The organism is Novosphingobium sp. KACC 22771, assembly GCF_028736195.1.
Classification (GTDB): Bacteria; Pseudomonadota; Alphaproteobacteria; order Sphingomonadales; family Sphingomonadaceae; genus Novosphingobium.
On the sequence record NZ_CP117882.1, the window covers coordinates 161,418 to 177,193 of the forward strand.

A 15,776-nucleotide genomic window follows, 5' to 3' on the forward strand; every position below is an offset into this window, starting at 1 on the left:
CGGTCAGTTGCGATAGGTAGCGGCCGCGCGGCTCAACACGCCCATCGGATCGGCGGCCATCGCGGGGTCAGCCTTGGCCACCATATCGCGCCAATCCTGCGGCATGTCCTGATAACGCGCCACTTTCATCCCTGCGCTGCGCAGCGTCTGGGTGCCGAGACCTGGGGGCATTTTCCACCAGCGCGCATAATCGGTGACATCCGTGCCATAGGCCGTCGCGCTGGCAAAGGCGCGCTTGGGATCGAGCGCTTCGGCGGCGGGGCTGCAGATCATGCTCATATCATTGAGCACGCGATCGCTCTGCCCCTGGGTCTCCGCGCGCGCGCGGCTGTGGGTCTGAAAACAGACCGTATCGCCGATGCGGAAGAAAAGTTCGGGCACATGCTCGACCGTGAACTTGGACCCGCCGATGGTCGGCGGCAATTGCAGCACGTTTTCCGCGTTATAGACCACTTTGGTCGGTCCAACGGGCGCGAATGGCACATCAACCATCGTACCGGTGATCGGATTGAGAAGCTTTTCCGCCCGAACGCCGCTGTCCAGCGCGCAACGGAAGGCCAGTTCATACTGCGTTGTCATCAACCCGCCATCGGCCGTCGGACGAATATCCATCAGCGCGCCAAAGATCATGTCGCACATGGGGATCAGCTTGGCGCCCTGCTGGGCATAATTGCGCCCACGGAACCACCAGAACACCGGCCCGGCATCGGCCCGCATCCGCATCCGGCGGATCATTGCGATGCGCGCGGCAGGATCGGTCGGGATACCCTCTTCGCGGCCGCTCGTGGCCGCAGCGGCCCCCATGGCGGGCATGCTTGCGGCCGCCCCCAGCATCAGGCCCCCGGCCATCAGCACCCGTCGGCTCATCAACAGCGCTTCATCGCCGGTGTCGGTCTCAAAGGCTTCGCTCATCGCATTTCCCCCATTTTCGGCCTCAAAGGGCGCCAACCGCCCCCGCACCGATCAATTCTTCAATTTTTCCGTCGTCATAGCCCAGCGCGCTCAGCACATCGCGCGCATCGCGTCCGGGCCGCGGCAGATGGTTTTCGCCCCCCGTCCGCTTGCCCGCCATTTCCAGCGGCACGGTCGGCAATTGCGTCTCGCGCCCATCGTCAAGGAACACCGTCTCCAACCCGCCTGCGGCCAGTTGGGGGTCATCGAACAATTCCTCGGGCTTGCTGACCGGGGCAAAGGGAATGCCGGTCCCTTCGAGCCGCGCGATGATGTCGGCGCGGGTGAACCCGGCGACCTTTTCGCGCACGACCGGCAGGATGCGGTCGCGGGCCAGCACGCGCTGGTTGTTGGCGCGGATGCTTTCATCGGCCCAAAGGTCATCAAAGCCCAGCAGCGCGCAGAATTTCTCCCACAGGCTGTCGGAGACCACGCCGATGAACACCGGCAAATCCTGCGTTTCAAACACATCATAGATCGCCCAGGCCGAGATGCGCGCAGGCATCGGCGCGGCGGGTTTGCCGGTCACGGCAAACTGCGCCATATGCTGGCCCACCAGATAGGCGGTGGTTTCAAACAGGCTGGCCACGACCTTTTGCCCGCGCCCGGTGCGGTGGCGCTCCTCCAGCGCGGCAAGGATGCCGATCACGCCGAACATCGCGCCGGTCACGTCGATCACGCTGGACCCTGCGCGCAATGGCCGCCCCGGAGGGCCGGTCATATAGGCAAGGCCGCCCATCATCTGCGCCACTTCATCGAGCGCGGTGCGGTTTTCATAGGGGCCGGGCAGGAAACCCTTCTCGCTGCAATAGATCAGGCGCGGATTGGCATCCGCCATCGCCTCATAGGACAGACCCATGCGGTCGAGCGCGCCGGGGCGGAAATTCTCCACCAGAATGTCCGCGCCCGCCACGAGATCGCGCGCGACAGCCACGCCCTGCGCGCTTTTCAGGTCAAGGCAGATCGACTGCTTGCCGCGATTGTACATCGGAAAATAGCCGGAGCCGGAACCGAGCAACCGCCGCGTGGCATCGCCGCCGATCGGCTCGATGCGGATCACTTCGGCGCCGAGGCTGGCGAGAATATGGCCCACCGCCGGGCCCATCACCATATGGGTGAACTCGATCACGCGGATGCCCGCCAGAGGGGTGGGGTTCTGGCTCACTGAGCGATCCTTTCCTGATAATCCATCATCACGCCCGCGTCTGGCGTGAAACCGTAAAGCGGCTCTTCGGGGAGAGCTTCGGAGAGAATGGCGCGCACTTTCAAGAGCTTTTCCAGATCAATGCCCGTCCGATAGCCCATGGCATTGAGCATCAGCACCAGATCCTCGGTGACCAGATTGCCCGAGGCCCCGGGCGCATAGGGACAGCCGCCAAGGCCGCCCAGCGAGGCGTCCAATGTGGTGATCCCTTCATCCAGCCCCGCCAGCGCATTGGCCAGACCCAGCCCGCGCGTATTGTGCAGATGGAGCGTGGTCAGCGCATCGCCCACCTCGGCGCGCACGGCGCGCACCAGACGGCGAACCTGCGCCGGATCGGCATAGCCGGTGGTGTCGGACAGGCTCAGTTCCTTGGCCCCCGCCTCGACGCTGGCCGCCGCCATGCGGACCACGGTGTCCTGCGGCACCGCGCCCTCGATGGTGCAGCCAAAGGCGGTGGAGAGGCCCACCGCGAAATGCGCGCCTGCGGACGATGCAATGGCGGCCATGTCGCGGATTTCCTCGATCATCTGCGCATGGTCCTTGCGGACATTGCGGATCGAATGGGTCTCGCTCATCGAGAAGGGGGCGGAAAAACCATGCACGCCCGCCTCGACCGCGCGCGCCGCACCCTTGGCATTGGGCACCAGCGCGACGACGTTCAGGCCCTCGATCCCGCGCGCAAATTTCACCAGTTCGGCGGTATCGGCCATTTGCGGCAAGAGGCTGGGGGGCACGAAACTGCCCACCTCGATTTCAGGCACGCCGCAGGCGGCCTCGGCCGCGATCCAGGCCTTTTTGGCCTCCAGCGACATGACAGGCTTGATCGATTGCAGCCCGTCGCGCGGGCCGACTTCGGATATGGTGATAAAGGTCATAGATAAATCCAGGGGCGCGCCGCGCGATCGGCATCGGTCCATGCGGCGATGGCGGGGCGCGATTTCAGGGTGAGGTCGATGGCGTCAAGCCCTTCAAGGAGCATGACCTTGGCCTCGGCCTCGATGGGGAAGGCATAAGTATCATCGCTGCAGGTCAGCGTCTGGGCGGCAAGATCGATATGGACCTCGCGCCCTGCGATGCTTTCCACCGCCTCGCGCGGGAGGACGACCGGCAACAGCCCGTTGCGGATGCAATTGGCGGCAAAAATCGGCGCAAAGCCGGGGGCGATCACGCAGCGCACGCCATATTCAGCCAACGCCCAGACCGCATGTTCGCGGCTGGACCCGCAGCCGAAATTGGCACCGCCCGCAATGACCTGCGCACCTGCATATTCGGGCTGGTTCAACACGAATTCGGGGTTGGGCACGCGCCCTTCGACATAGCGCCATGGCGCAAACAGACCATCGGCCAATCCCGTGCGCCCGGTCGATTTCATCTCGCGGCTGGGTATGATGGCATCGGTGTCGATATTGTCGGCCAGCAGCGGGGCGGCCACCGCCGTCAGTTTGATAAACGGGGTCATGCCGGTTCCTCCACGCTCAACAGGCGCGGATCGGCAATCGCGCCCGCAATCGCGCTGGCCACGACAACTTCGGGGCTGGCGATATGGGTGCGGATGCCGGGGCCTTGGCGGCCTTCGAAATTGCGGTTGGTGCTGCTGATGCTGCGGCTGCCGGCAGGGAAGCTCTCGCCCCCGGCAAAGAAGCACAGCGAGCAGCCGCTTTCGCGCCATTCAAAACCGGCGGCCTCAAACACCTTGTCCAACCCTTCGGCCTCGGCGGCCCGCTTGACCGCTCCGCTGCCGGGAACGACCAGCGCCTTTTTGATCGAGGGGGCGACATGATGCCCTTTGACCAGAGCAGCGGCGCGGCGCAGGTCGGACAGGCGCGCGTTGGTGCACGAGCCGATGAAGGCCACGTCGATCGGCGTGCCCGCGATGCGCGTTCCGGCGGCAAGGCCGATATAGTCATGGGCGCGCTGCGGCCCTTGCGGCACCATTGCGTCGATGGGGATCGCATGTTCGGGGCTGGTGCCCCATGTGATCATCGGCGCGATGGCGGCGGCGTCGATGACGATTTCGCGATCAAACGTCGCCCCTTCGTCGCTGCGCAGTTCCTGCCAATAGGGCGCATCAAAACTGGCCGGGGCATAGCGGCGCCCGGCCAGATAGGCGAAGGTCTTGGCATCGGGCGCGATGATCGCGGCCATGGCGGCAAATTCGGTGGCCATGTTGCACAAGGTCATGCGCGCCTCGATATCGAGGGCCTCAACCGCAGAGCCTGCAAATTCCACCACATGTCCCGCGCCGCCGCCTGCGCCATGCGCGCCCAGCAAAGCCAGCGCCATATCCTTGGCCGTCACGCCGACGCCCAGCGCGCCCTCAAAACGCACCAGCATGGTTTTGGGACGGGGCAGGCGCAGCACGCCGGTCGCCATCGCATGTTCGGCCTCGGACGAACCAATGCCCCACGCCAGCGCGCCCAGCGCCCCTTGCGTGCAGGTGTGGCTGTCGGGCGCGACCAGCGTGCAGCCGGGCAGCACAATGCCCAGTTCGGGCGAGATGACATGGGTGATGCCCTGATCCGGGTCGGTGACATCGAACAGGGTGATCCCGGCGGCCAGCGCGGCCGCGCGGGTTTCGGTGATAAACGCTTGCCCGCCCTGCATCAGCGTCTGGTCACCGCGACCGGGACGGGTGTCGACAATATGGTCCATCACGGCAAAAACGCGGTGAGGATCGACCACCGGCCGCCGCGCTGCCGCTATGCTTTTCAGCGCCGAGGCGCCGGTGCGTTCATGCAGAAACACCCGGTCGATCGCCACCAGATCCGCGCCCGCAGACGTGGTGGTGGTGACATGGGCATCCCAGATCTTGTCGGCCAGTGTACGGCTCATACACCGGCTCCCAGATCGACGATCACCTTGCCCGAGGAGGCACCCGACAGGAGGCGTTCCACCGCATCGTAAATGCCTTCAAGGCCGCTGAAGCGAGGCGTGTCAAAATGCACTTTGACCTGCCCCTGAGCGTAAAGGGCAAACAGTTTTTCGCGCGCTTCCGGCCAATAGGGGGTCAGCAAACCGTTCATGAACCCGCGCACCGATGCGCCCTTGTAATAGATGGCATTGGCGATGCGCGGCCCGCTGACGATTTCGGGCTTCCCGTTGAGATCGGCGGCCGCGCCGCCCACCACCAGCCGCCCATGATTGGCCAGATTGGCAAGGAAAGCGTCAAAGATCGCCCCCGACACCGTATCGACCGCGACATCGAGCGCGTTGTGATATTCCGCCGCCAAGACGGCGCCGACATCCTCGCTGCGATAGTCAATCACCCGCGCCGCGCCCAGCGAGCGGACAAAGGCCGCCTTGTCGGGCCCGCCGCAGACCGCCACCACATGGCATCCGCGCGCCGCGGCGATCTGGACCATGAAATGGCCCAAACCGCCTGCCGCCGCCGAAATGGCCACGGTTTCGCCCGGCTGCAACTGGCCGATGACATCCAGCGCAACCATCGCCGAGACGCCCGTGCTGCACAATGCCAGCCAGTCCGGATCGGTCGAGGGCACTTTGAGGAAATTGGCGGCGGGCGCGATATTGGCCTCGCGGTATCCGCCGGTAAAGCGGGTTGTCACCACCGCATCGCCGGGGGCGAAACCTTCGCCCCCCTCACCAACGGCCTCCACCACGCCCAGCGCCTCGACGCCGGTATAGGTGGGCAGGGCGATCTTGACGTAATCGACCGCATCGCGCGCGATCTGGGTGTCGAAAATGCCGTTGATGCCGCAATAGAGGTTGCGCACGCGCAACTCCCCTGCCGCCGGTTCGCTCAACGGCAATTCGCGGATCACGCAGCCTTCGCGAAACGAGGGGGCAATGCTCTCCAGTCTGATCGCGCGATAGGTGCTCACGCGGGAAACCCCAGGCAGCCGGGGTTCAGTTGCCCCTTGGGATCGACGGCGGCCTTGACCGCATCGAGCACGCGCAGGAAGGCCGGATCGCGGCTATCGCGGTATTTGTAGGCGCGGCCGATCTGGAAATGCGCGCAGCCATAGGATTCGGCAATCCGCTTCACCTGTTCGCGCGCGGTATGGACCATCGCGCTGGCTTCCGGCGCATCGCCCAACTGCTTGAGACGGGCCAGATGTTCAGGCTCGACCAGACTTTCATGCACAGGGCGATAGCCTTGCGGCCAGAAAAACACCGGCTCGATGCAGATGGCGTTGTTGTGCAGCGAGGAGAAGAGGAAGCCGGTGTGGATGCCAAGCCGGTCAAATTCGCCCGCCATGCTGTCGAAATAGGCTTTGACGTCGGCAAACATCTTGGGCGCATTGGAGAGCGAAACCTGCCCATGGACCGGAACCCAGCTCTCGCCATCGGGCCCAAGGATCGAGTTGGGCGGCGGGAAGGGCATCGCGCGGATCACCTTGGCGATGGTGTTGGCGATTTCGACGCCATCATATTGCGCGGCAATTTCGCGCGCCTTGGCAATATCGGCGGCCACGGCTTCCTTGCAGCGGCCCTCGGCGGAAATGTGGAGGGGGTATTCCTCCTCCTCGATAAAGCTGCGCCCGGCGGCGGCGATCTTGAAGCCCGCCTTGAGCGCGCCAAACACCGACTTTTCCTTGGCCATCACCGCGCCCAGCGCCTTGACGTCATTGGTCATGCCCATGCGGCGCATTCGCACCTTGGTCAGGCCCGGATCAAAGCCGCAGGTTTCCGAGGCAATGCCCGCCCGCGTCATTTCGGCCAGCGCTTCGAGCATGATCGGCCCGGTCTTGAAACTGAAGCTGACCGAATCCTCGAATTGCGGGCGGCGCATCAGGCGGAAGGTCACTTCGGCCTTGAGGCCCAGCGTGCCCGCATCACCCATGAACAGGCCCGCCAGATCCGGGCCATAGTGACGATAGAAAGGCGTATCCCCGTCCGGCCCGCGCGCGCCGGTCTTCAGGATCGAGCCATCGGCCAGCACCATCGTGATCGCGATCACGCTCTCGGTCGAGGTGCCGTATTGAGCGCAGCCAAACATGGCATTATGGTTCGAAAGACCGCCGCCGATCGTGGAGTAGATCCCGCTCATCGGCCCCCAGAAGGGCAGGCGCAGACCCAGGGGCTGCAGCGCATCGTCGATGGTTTTCCACGACACGCCCGCTTCGACGGTGATCGTCATATCCTCTTCGCGGATCGCAAGGATGCGGTTCATGCGCAAAGTGTCGATCGAGAGCGTGGTGTCGGTCGCCGGGATGTAGCCGCTGGTATAGGTCATGCCCGCCCCGCGCGGGGCAAGGTCCACGCCCGCCTCAACCGCCGCCTTGACCACGGCGGCCAGTTCCGCGGTGTTGCCGGGCGAAACGATCAGCATGACCGTATGGTCCGAAGCGCTCCAGATATCCTCGCTGAACAGGCGGCGGCTTGCTTCATCCTCGCGCAGATTTTCCGCGCCGACGATCGCGGCCAGCTTGTTCTTGAGTTCGGCGGGGCAGGGGGCGGAGAGAAGGGCGGTTTCCTGCGACATGATGGCCTTTCGGATCTGAGTGCAATTTTGATATAGGCGTATGGCAATTGGGCGGCGACAGAGCGGTGATTTATCCTCCTGTCGGATGAACGCGTCAGGATGCCAGTGCGGATGCGGTCAGTTTTGCGGCCGACAAACCGGCGAGGCGGCCCAGTGTAACCGCCGTGCACAGCCCCATGGCGGGCAGGTAGCCCCAATGGGCCGGACCTGAGACGCTGCGCGCGGCGCCCCCCCCGGCAAACAGATTGGGCAGCGCCGTGCCATCCTCGCGCAACACGCGTGCCGAGCCGTCGATCTGCAGGCCGCCCTGGGTGTGGAAAATGGCCCCCACCACCTTGAAGGCGCAAAGAGGTGCGGATGGCGGCGGATTGTCGCCATCCCAAACTCTTCCCTGCGCATCGGGGCGTCCCTGCGCCAGAGCTTCACCGGCCTCGCTCAGCGATGCGGCCAGCGCCTCGGGCGGCACACCGATGGCCGCGGCCAGTTCGGCAACATCGGCGCCATGCTTGGCCGCGTTCAGACGGGCAAGGGCCTGCATGTCGGGCACATAGGCCTGTTGCGCGGCAATCCGTTCATCAAAGATGACCCAGCAGGGGCCGCCTTGGGCCATGACCGGATGAACCATCCCGGCAATGTCCTCGCTCTCGTCGCAAAAGCGCTCGCCCGCGTCATTGACGATAATCCCGCCATCGACAATCACGCCGGGGCAGACCGGAATGCCCTGCGGCTCGGTCAGCATGGCATAGCCCTGATAGGCGCCCATGTCGCCGACCGCCGCGCCCAGCTTCTGCCCCAGCAGGACGGCGGTGCCGTCGCTGCCTTCATGACCGTTGTTGCGGCCATGGGCCATGGCGGGAATGTATTGCGCCAGCAGTTCATGGTTGGCCGCATAGCCGCCGCTGGCCAGGATCAGGCTTTCGCAGCCCACCTGTTCCGTTGAACCGTCCGGTCGCTTCAGGCTGACGCCCAATACGCGCCCCTCGGCATCTGCGTGGATTTCCTCCAGCCGCGCGCCCAGCATCACCATCACGCCTTCATCCTCAAGGCGCTGGTGCAGCAGATCGACCATATCCTGACCATCATGGCCGTGCCAGCCATGCATGCGATAGGTCGAAAGGCCATAAGAGGGGCGGAAACCCATATCCAGTTCCCATGGCAGCGCCAGACGCTCCGCCATCCAGTCCAGCGTGGGGCCTGAATGATCGGCCAGCGCGCGGGCGATCACCGGATCGGTTTGCCCGCGCGTTTTGGCCATGATGTCGTCATAATAGGCATCGGCGCTGTCGCTGATGCCCTTGGCCGCCTGCGCCTTGGTGCCCGCCGCACAGATCAGGCCCATCGACATGCCGGTCGTACCCATCGGGCGCTCGTCGCCCTCGACCAGCAGAACTTCGGCCCCGGCATCGCGCGCGGAAAGCGCCGCGATGCAACCGCAGGCCCCGCCGCCCACTACCAGCACGGGAACGGAAAATTCAAACTCCATCAGCCCTTGTCCTGCACCATATCGTCGGCCATCTCGCCGCTGGCCACGTCATCGGCCATGGCGGCGGCCTCATTTTCCTGCTGAACGATGCGCAGGATGCGGGCGATATATTCCTGATTCCACATCTGGCGCTGGGCGCTGGCGGTGGCATCGGGGGTGAAGGCGTCAATGTCCCCTTCGGCGATCACACCTTTGGCCGTCAGCAACCGTTCGAGCGTATCGGCCCGCTGGCGCGCAACGGCCAATTCCTGCGCGAGGCTCATCGTAATCGCCAGCACGCGTTCGACCTGCGGCTCAAGGAAATAGGGGCGTTTACCCGCAGGCTTGGCGCCTGCAAGATTGAGGGCGTCGTTAAAGCTCATGCCACGGCTCCGATCACATGCCACGCGGCCTTGCGGCCAAAATCCTCGGTGTTGTCTTCGGCGGCGTCGGGAAAGAGATCGCGGTCCACCACGCCATAGACGCCGCCATGGATGATCTTGGCCCGGTCAAATCCGGCCGTTTCCATTTCCGCGTCCAGATCCATCTCGTGCATCCGGCTCCAGAACGGCTCGTTGTTATAGAACGCATCCCAGTCGCGCATGGCCTGTTCGAAAAAGGGCATATCGGGGGCATATTGCGGCTGTTCGACATGCAGCACGATGCCGCCCGGACGCAGCAGGCGATGGCTTTCGGCAAAGATGTTGCGCAAGGCGCGCGTCGACAATTCGTGCAGGAACATCGTCGTCTGCACCCAGTCGAAGCTGGCGTCTTCAAAAATGCCGCTCAGATCCTCGGCGCTCGCCTGAATGAAGCGAACGTTGTTGATGCCCAGCGATTTTGCCCGGGCCAGACCATAGCGCAGCACCGGCGCGCCCAGATCCACAATCGTCAGTTCCGCATCGGGGAAGGCGGCGGCCAGAGGCAGGCTGGAATGCCCCACCGTGCCGCCAAATTCCAGAATCTTCTTCGGCGCGAAATCGGGCAGGTTCTTCTTCACCCATTGCACCACGGCATGGCCGCCGCCGTCGGAATATTTGCCCAGCAGGCCGCCGGTGGTGACAAAACCGGCGTGGTCGTAATTGGCGCCATTGGTGAAATCATCGGGCACATATTCGGTGTGATAGCTGCCCGGCATGCAGTGATGATCGACCGCCGAGACATAGCGCGGAACCTCCAGCGCCGGGTTCAGCACCAGCCGGTCATCGCCCTCGATCAATGCCTTGCCGCGCGCATTCAGATCTTCCATCTGGCGCAGCGCGGTCCAGCGACCGGCCTGTTGGCGCTGCTCCATCGTCATGCGGCGCAGGGCCGACCATGTGCAGAAAGTCTGATCCTCCAGCATCGCCTTGCGCGCTTCGTGGCGGGTGGCGATGGGGCGGCCATGGGCGGCGGCAAAACCGGGGGCCACCCGCGCCTCATAGGCCGCCTTGACGCCGGGCACCACGCGCGCGGCCAGATGACGGTTCATCTGGGCCAGAAAGTTGATCCGTTCGATCTCGTCATGGCTGGTCTGGGGAAAGACGCCATGACGGCCGATCACCCGATAATCGGGCGGTCCATCATATTCGGGGGCGGGGTGGTTGCTGCGTTGAGGGTCGGCCATGGGCGAGTCCTTTATTTGGTATAATGATAAGCTATATTGCCTTGCGCCCAAGAGCAAGTTAGCCTGAAGCCAATAGCCAAAACCGATGGCGGATGACCGCGCAGCGGTCATCGACGACGCGGCCGGTGTCACAGGCCTGCGCCCCGCGCAGGTCTTGGCCACGGCGCATTTGCTATAAGGAGCAGCCTCAATGCGGATCTTCGCCCTTTTCAACCTCAAGCCCGGTGTCGACCCACAAGCCTATCTGGAATGGGCGCGCACGGTGGATCTGCCCACAGCCAATGGCCTTGCCTCGATCGATTCCTTCCGCCTGTTCGCCACGACCGGCCTGCTGGGCAGCGATGCCGCCCCGCCCTACAGCCATATCGAAGTACTCGACATCAACGACATGGACCAGTTTGGCCGCGATGTGGCCACCGAGGCGATGCAGGCCGTGGCCGCCGCCTTTCAGGACATGGTCGACGTGACCTTCATCACCACGCAGGAAATCACCGCGTGAGCGGGCGCTTTGCGGGCAAGGTCGCGGTTGTCACCGGTTCGGGCCGCCGTGGCGGGCTGGGCGAGGCGATTGCCCGCCGCCTGAGCGAAGAGGGCGCGAGTCTTGTGATTTCGGACATCGGCACCAGCCGCGATGCCGCAACCCCCGACAACATGATCGGCGGCACCGACGAGATGAAGGCGATTGCCGCCAGCCTGCCGTCGCCGGCCAGCACCTGCGTCTGCGATGTGCGCGACCCCGACAGCGTCAAGGCGCTGGCCGATCACGCGGTGGCCACGCATGGCGGGCTCGACATCTGGGTCAACAATGCGGGCATTGGCTATATCATGAAGCCCTTGGCTGAAGTCTCGCCGCAGGATTGGCGCGCGGTGATCGACGTCAATCTGACGGGCGCATGGTTTGGTTTGCAGGCCGCCGCCGAAATCATGGTCAAGCAAGGCCGGGGCGGGCGCATTGTCAACATCGCCAGTCAGGCGGCGAAATCGGGCTTTCCCCATGCTCAGGCCTACACCGCCTCAAAGCATGGTCTGGTCGGCCTGACCCGTTCGGCCGCCATCGAACTGGGCGAGCATGGGATCACGGTCAACAATGTTTGCCCCAACCATGTGACGACCGGGCTGGGCGCATGGCAGAATGAGCATTTCGCCGAGCTGCAGGGCATTTCGGTTGAGGAATATCTCAAGCGCATGGCCGCGCGCATTCCGCTGGGCCGCCCCGGTCTGCCGGGCGATACGGCGGGCGCGGTGGCGTTTCTGTGCAGCGATGACGGCGCCTATATCACGGGCGAGAGCATGAATGTCTCGGGCGGCGAGGAGCCGCATTGATGGGACAAAATCCGCCATCCAATCCGGCAGAATTGCTGGTCGATCATGCGCTGGGCCTGCGCTGGACCAATGTGCCTGCGTCGGCGCGCGCGATGGCGGTCACGTTCCTGCATGATTCGCTGGCCGTGGGTGTGGCGGGCGCCGGCGCGGCGCATGCCGATGCCGTGCTGGCCATGGCGCAGGGGTGGGGAGAGGGCAATGTGGCAGGCGTGCTGGGGCGACCCGGTGTGCGCCTGCCCGCGCCTTCGGCCGCCTTCGTCAACGCCTATCAGATCCATGGGCAGGAGTTCGATTGCGTTCACGAACCGGCCGTTCTGCATCCGATGGCAACCTTGCTGGCGGCGCTGCTGGCCGAGGTGGAGCGGGGTGAACCGGTCAGCGGCGAACAGTTCCTGACCGCAATTGTGGCGGGCGTCGATATCGCGGTCACGCTGGGCCTGGCCGCGCCGGGGCCGCTCAAATTTTTCCGTCCGGCAACCGCAGGAATCTTTGGCTGCGTGGCGGGCATTGCCTCGCTGCGCGCCATGCCGCGCGAAATGGCGCTCGATGCCTTTGGCCATGCGCTCGCGCTGGTGTCGGGCACGATGCAGGCGCATCTTGAGGGCAAGCCCGCGCTGCCGGTTCAGGTGGCGGCGGCGGCGCGCAATGCGCTGGTCGCGGTGGATCTGGCGCGCGGCGGGATGCCGGGTGTGCGCGATCCTTTGAGTGGTCCGTTCGGCTATTTCGCGCTGATGGAAGTGCGCGAGGAACTTGACGCGGCCATCGCTTTGCTGGCCGGCGGACACCGCATCACCGAGGTAAGCTGGAAGCCGTTCCCCACGGGGCGGGCGGGCCATGGTGGGATTGTGGCGGTGCAAAACCTGATGGCGCGCGGGCTGGAGGCGCAAAATCTGGTGCGCCTTGAGTATCACGCGCCGCCTTTGATCCATCGCCTTGTCGGGCGTCCGGCCAAGCCGGGGATGGAGCCGGGCTATGCGCGCTTGTGCCTGCAATATCTGACGGCCAGCGTGCTGGTGCGCGGGGGTATCGGGCTGGGCGATTTTACGCGCGCCGCGCTTGATGATCCGGCCGTTCTGGCCATGGCGCAAAAGATCGCCGTGGTGGCTGATGACAATCCCGATGCGGCGGCCTTTGTGCCCGCCTGCGCCATCGCGCATCTGAGCAATGGCACGCAGATGATTGAGGATGTCACCGCCCAGTTCGGTTCGCCCGCATGGCCGCTGTCGCCTGCCGAACATGGTGCCAAGGCGCAATCCTGCCTCGATTTTGCCGGGCTGGGCAATGCCGCCCCGGCGCTGGCCGAACAAATTCAATCGATGGAGGCCGCGCCCGATGCGGTGGCCTTGATCCGTGCTGCTGGAGTGCTGGGATGACCTTGTTGAAATGCGCGACCCATGTGGTTGCTGATGTTGCGGCGGCGGCGGCTCGCTATGTCGAATGGATGGACTATCGCGTGGTGGAAGAAGGCGAGGTCGATGATGCCCTTGCCGCGCTGTGGATGGCGCCCGCCAGCAAGGGCAAGCGCTATGCCTTGCTCCAGCCCGCTTCGGGGGCGACCACGTTCCTGCGTCTGGTCGAAGGCACGGTGGTGGCCGATTATGAGCCGATCCGCAGCTATGGCTGGGCCGCGATCGAACTGTGCGTCACCGATGTCGACGCGGTGCATGAACGCATGAAGGCCTCGCCCTTTGAGGTAATCGGCCCGCCCAAGAACCTTGATGGTTTCGCCACGGTCAAGCCGATGCAGGTGAGGGGGCTGGACAAGGAAGTCGTCTATCTGACCCAGATGCTGGTGTCCGGGCCGGAGCATGGTCTGCCCTCGCCGCAATCGCTGGTGGACCGGCCGTTTATCATGGTGCTGGCCTGCCCCGATCTGCGCAAATCCGCCGCATGGGTCCGCGATGTGCTGGGGCTTGAGGTGATCGAGCCGGTGGCGATCCACTATTCGATGATCTCCAAAAGCTTTGACCTGCCCGAGGGCGAGAAGGTCGAACTGGTGACCGGGAAGTGGCAGGGCGAGGTGTTTATCGAACTTGATCAATATCCGGCGCAGGCGACGGTGCGCGAAGGCGTTTCGGGTGAATTGGTGCCCGGCGTGGCGATGACCACGATGAGCCATCCTGATTTTGCGCGGCTGGACGGCCATTGGGCGGTCGAACCCGTCGTGCTGCAAGGCCCGCTGTATGAAGGCCGCCGGGTGGGCATGCTGACCACGCCCGAGGGCGCCTTGCTGGAGGTGATCGAGGCATGAGCATGACCATCCGCCGCGGCTTCGTCGATCTTGCCCATGGCCAGATGCATTACCGCCATGCGGGCGCGGGATCGCTGGGCGGGGGCAAGGAACCCTTGCTGGTGATCCATGCCTCGCCCGGATCGTCGCGCCAGCAGGTCGGGCTGATCGCCGATTTCGCCGCCGACACGCAGGTTTTCGCGCCCGACACGCCCGGCAATGGCGACAGCGAGGCGCTGGGCAAGCCTGATTTGACGGTTCACGATATGGCGGCAGCCTATCTTGGATTTCTCGATGCGATGGGCGTGGAAAAGGCCCATGTCTATGGCTCGCACACGGGGGCCGCGATTGCCGCCGAGTTGGCGATTTTGGCGCCTGATCGCGTCGCGCGTGTGGTGCTGGACGGCATCAGCGTGATGAGCGAGGAAGAGCTGGCCGATATTCTGGTCCATTATGCCCATCCTTTCAATCCCGATCTGGACGGCGCCTATCTCTCGCGCATCTTCCAGTTCTGCCGCGACCAATACCTGTTCTTCCCATGGTACAAGCGCGACAAGGCGCATCAGCGGATCGGCGGTCTGCCCCATCCGGGCGATCTCCATGCCTGGGTGCTGGAGGTGTTGAAGGGGTGTCAGACCTATCACCTCAATTATCGTGCCGCATTTCAATGGGATGCGGGCGCGCGTATGCCTTTGGTGGCGCAGCCTTCGCTGGTGATTGCCGGGGCCAATGATCCGCTGTTCGAGGGCACACAGGCGATTGCCGCGGCCCTGCCCAACGGAGCATTCGAGGCCCTGCCGCGCTTTGACGATCCCGAATTCCGCGCCGCGCGCAAGGCGGTCATGACCCGCTTCTATCAGGGAGGCTGAGCATGGACTGGCCGATCACGCTTCTTACCTTGCTCCATATCCTGATCCCCATCTATTGGCTGGGCGGCGATCTGGGGGCGTTTTACAGCGCGCGCTTTCTGATAGACGCGAGGCGCAGCGTGCCCGAGCGGATGCTGGCGCTCACCATCCTCAACAACATCGACATGGCGCCGCGCACGACGCTGATCCTTGCCTTTCCCACCGGCTTTACGCTGGCGGTGGTCAAAGGCTGGCTGGCGGTGCCGCATGGCTGGCTCGGGCTGACGTGGGTGGCGTTTCTGGCATGGCTGGCGCTGGCGTGGGTGGTGCATCTGCGCCATGGGCCTGCGGGTGCGACCTATAAAAAGGTCGATATTGCTGTGCGTTATGTCGTGCTGGCGGCGCTGGCCGGGGCCGGGATTGCCGGTTTGACCGGGGCGCTGGCGATGCCTTTGTTCATCGCGCTCAAATTGCTGGTGCTGGCCGCCTGCATCGTCATTGGCCTGATCGTGCGAATCCAGCTCGTGCCGCTGTTCCCCGCCATTATCGCCATGAAATCCACCGGCGCCACGCCCGACACCGATGCCACGATCCGGCGGGTGCTGGGCATCACCACGCCCACCGTTCAGGTCATCTGGGCGCTGGTGCTGGTGGCCTGCTTCCTCGGCCTTGGCACGCCGGTCTGACCCCTTTCACACAGGAGTAT

16 protein-coding genes are annotated in these 15,776 nt (G+C 64.5%); 6 read left to right on the forward strand and 10 right to left on the reverse strand.

All coding sequences use genetic code 11. The features are described 5' to 3' along the window. Window positions 1-3: 3 nt before the first annotated feature. The 10 genes from PQ467_RS17770 to PQ467_RS17815 form a co-directional block, all read right to left on the reverse strand. Window positions 4-912, reverse strand: coding sequence for a hypothetical protein (locus PQ467_RS17770; RefSeq protein ID WP_274176867.1), 909 nt, complete (start codon window positions 910-912; stop codon window positions 4-6). A 22-nt stretch (window positions 913-934) separates the two neighbouring features. Next, window positions 935-2,062: a CaiB/BaiF CoA transferase family protein gene (locus PQ467_RS17775; protein ID WP_274177252.1), complete on the reverse strand. Its 1,128-nt coding sequence runs from the start codon at window positions 2,060-2,062 to the stop codon at window positions 935-937. Between the two features lie 50 nt (window positions 2,063-2,112). After that, a complete protein-coding gene (locus PQ467_RS17780) occupies window positions 2,113-3,030 on the reverse strand; it encodes a hydroxymethylglutaryl-CoA lyase (RefSeq protein ID WP_274176868.1) in 918 nt (305 codons plus the stop codon). Continuing rightward, entirely contained in the window at window positions 3,027-3,614 is a 588-nt protein-coding gene (gene leuD, locus PQ467_RS17785; protein WP_274176869.1) for a 3-isopropylmalate dehydratase small subunit, read from the reverse strand. Before leuD ends, PQ467_RS17780 begins: the two co-directional genes overlap by 4 nt. Further along, window positions 3,611-4,987 carry a 3-isopropylmalate dehydratase large subunit gene (locus PQ467_RS17790; protein ID WP_274176870.1) on the reverse strand — a complete coding sequence of 459 codons (1,377 nt, stop codon included), beginning with the start codon at window positions 4,985-4,987 and terminating at the stop codon, window positions 3,611-3,613. The genes leuD and PQ467_RS17790 overlap by 4 nt, the downstream gene beginning before the upstream one ends. Beyond that, window positions 4,984-5,997, reverse strand: coding sequence for a zinc-binding dehydrogenase (locus PQ467_RS17795; protein ID WP_274176871.1), 1,014 nt, complete (start codon window positions 5,995-5,997; stop codon window positions 4,984-4,986). Before PQ467_RS17795 ends, PQ467_RS17790 begins: the two co-directional genes overlap by 4 nt. After that, window positions 5,994-7,601: an FAD-binding oxidoreductase gene (locus PQ467_RS17800; RefSeq protein ID WP_274176872.1), complete on the reverse strand. Its 1,608-nt coding sequence runs from the start codon at window positions 7,599-7,601 to the stop codon at window positions 5,994-5,996. Before PQ467_RS17800 ends, PQ467_RS17795 begins: the two co-directional genes overlap by 4 nt. Before the next feature lie 94 nt (window positions 7,602-7,695). After that, window positions 7,696-9,084 (reverse strand): FAD-dependent oxidoreductase, encoded by a 1,389-nt coding sequence (locus PQ467_RS17805; protein ID WP_274176873.1) that lies wholly within the window; start codon window positions 9,082-9,084, stop codon window positions 7,696-7,698. Then, a complete protein-coding gene (locus tag PQ467_RS17810; RefSeq protein WP_274176874.1) occupies window positions 9,084-9,446 on the reverse strand; it encodes a hypothetical protein in 363 nt (120 codons plus the stop codon). The genes PQ467_RS17805 and PQ467_RS17810 overlap by 1 nt, the downstream gene beginning before the upstream one ends. Further along, a complete protein-coding gene (locus tag PQ467_RS17815) occupies window positions 9,443-10,669 on the reverse strand; it encodes a class I SAM-dependent methyltransferase (protein WP_274176875.1) in 1,227 nt (408 codons plus the stop codon). Before PQ467_RS17815 ends, PQ467_RS17810 begins: the two co-directional genes overlap by 4 nt. Window positions 10,670-10,859: 190 nt before the next feature. Between PQ467_RS17815 and PQ467_RS17820 the strand changes: the two genes are divergently transcribed. The 6 genes from PQ467_RS17820 to PQ467_RS17845 are packed head-to-tail and all read left to right on the forward strand — an operon-like array spanning window position 10,860 to window position 15,756. Further along, entirely contained in the window at window positions 10,860-11,168 is a 309-nt protein-coding gene (locus PQ467_RS17820) for an REDY-like protein HapK (RefSeq protein ID WP_274176876.1), read from the forward strand. Beyond that, entirely contained in the window at window positions 11,165-11,992 is an 828-nt protein-coding gene (locus tag PQ467_RS17825) for an SDR family NAD(P)-dependent oxidoreductase (RefSeq protein WP_274176877.1), read from the forward strand. The genes PQ467_RS17820 and PQ467_RS17825 overlap by 4 nt, the downstream gene beginning before the upstream one ends. Next, complete coding sequence (locus PQ467_RS17830) at window positions 11,992-13,365, forward strand: MmgE/PrpD family protein (RefSeq protein ID WP_274176878.1); 1,374 nt, start codon at window positions 11,992-11,994, stop codon at window positions 13,363-13,365. Before PQ467_RS17825 ends, PQ467_RS17830 begins: the two co-directional genes overlap by 1 nt. After that, window positions 13,362-14,243, forward strand: a complete 882-nt coding sequence (locus PQ467_RS17835) for a VOC family protein (protein WP_274176879.1) — start codon at window positions 13,362-13,364, stop codon at window positions 14,241-14,243. The genes PQ467_RS17830 and PQ467_RS17835 overlap by 4 nt, the downstream gene beginning before the upstream one ends. Further along, the gene (locus PQ467_RS17840) at window positions 14,240-15,091 is read left to right on the forward strand and encodes an alpha/beta fold hydrolase (protein ID WP_274176880.1); all 852 of its coding nucleotides are present in this window, start codon (window positions 14,240-14,242) and stop codon (window positions 15,089-15,091) included. Before PQ467_RS17835 ends, PQ467_RS17840 begins: the two co-directional genes overlap by 4 nt. Window positions 15,092-15,093: 2 nt before the next feature. After that, window positions 15,094-15,756 (forward strand): hypothetical protein, encoded by a 663-nt coding sequence (locus tag PQ467_RS17845; RefSeq protein ID WP_274176881.1) that lies wholly within the window; start codon window positions 15,094-15,096, stop codon window positions 15,754-15,756. The last annotated feature ends 20 nt before the right edge of the window (window positions 15,757-15,776 follow it).

Bases quoted from the DNA above. Each gene is read 5' to 3' on its own strand.
- PQ467_RS17805 (WP_274176873.1), bottom strand. From the start codon at position 9,084: ATGGAGTTTGAATTTTCCGTTCCCGTGCTGGTAGTGGGCGGCGGGGCC.
- PQ467_RS17830 (WP_274176878.1), top strand. From the start codon at position 11,992: ATGGGACAAAATCCGCCATCCAATCCGGCAGAATTGCTGGTCGATCAT.
- PQ467_RS17835 (WP_274176879.1), top strand. From the start codon at position 13,362: ATGACCTTGTTGAAATGCGCGACCCATGTGGTTGCTGATGTTGCGGCG.
- PQ467_RS17840 (WP_274176880.1), top strand. From the start codon at position 14,240: ATGAGCATGACCATCCGCCGCGGCTTCGTCGATCTTGCCCATGGCCAG.
- PQ467_RS17780 (WP_274176868.1), bottom strand. From the start codon at position 3,030: ATGACCTTTATCACCATATCCGAAGTCGGCCCGCGCGACGGGCTGCAA.
- PQ467_RS17770 (WP_274176867.1), bottom strand. From the start codon at position 912: ATGAGCGAAGCCTTTGAGACCGACACCGGCGATGAAGCGCTGTTGATG.
- PQ467_RS17815 (WP_274176875.1), bottom strand. From the start codon at position 10,669: ATGGCCGACCCTCAACGCAGCAACCACCCCGCCCCCGAATATGATGGA.
- PQ467_RS17845 (WP_274176881.1), top strand. From the start codon at position 15,094: ATGGACTGGCCGATCACGCTTCTTACCTTGCTCCATATCCTGATCCCC.
- PQ467_RS17810 (WP_274176874.1), bottom strand. From the start codon at position 9,446: ATGAGCTTTAACGACGCCCTCAATCTTGCAGGCGCCAAGCCTGCGGGT.
- PQ467_RS17800 (WP_274176872.1), bottom strand. From the start codon at position 7,601: ATGTCGCAGGAAACCGCCCTTCTCTCCGCCCCCTGCCCCGCCGAACTC.
- PQ467_RS17775 (WP_274177252.1), bottom strand. From the start codon at position 2,062: ATGGTGATGGGCCCGGCGGTGGGCCATATTCTCGCCAGCCTCGGCGCC.
- leuD (WP_274176869.1), bottom strand. From the start codon at position 3,614: ATGACCCCGTTTATCAAACTGACGGCGGTGGCCGCCCCGCTGCTGGCC.
- PQ467_RS17820 (WP_274176876.1), top strand. From the start codon at position 10,860: ATGCGGATCTTCGCCCTTTTCAACCTCAAGCCCGGTGTCGACCCACAA.
- PQ467_RS17790 (WP_274176870.1), bottom strand. From the start codon at position 4,987: ATGAGCCGTACACTGGCCGACAAGATCTGGGATGCCCATGTCACCACC.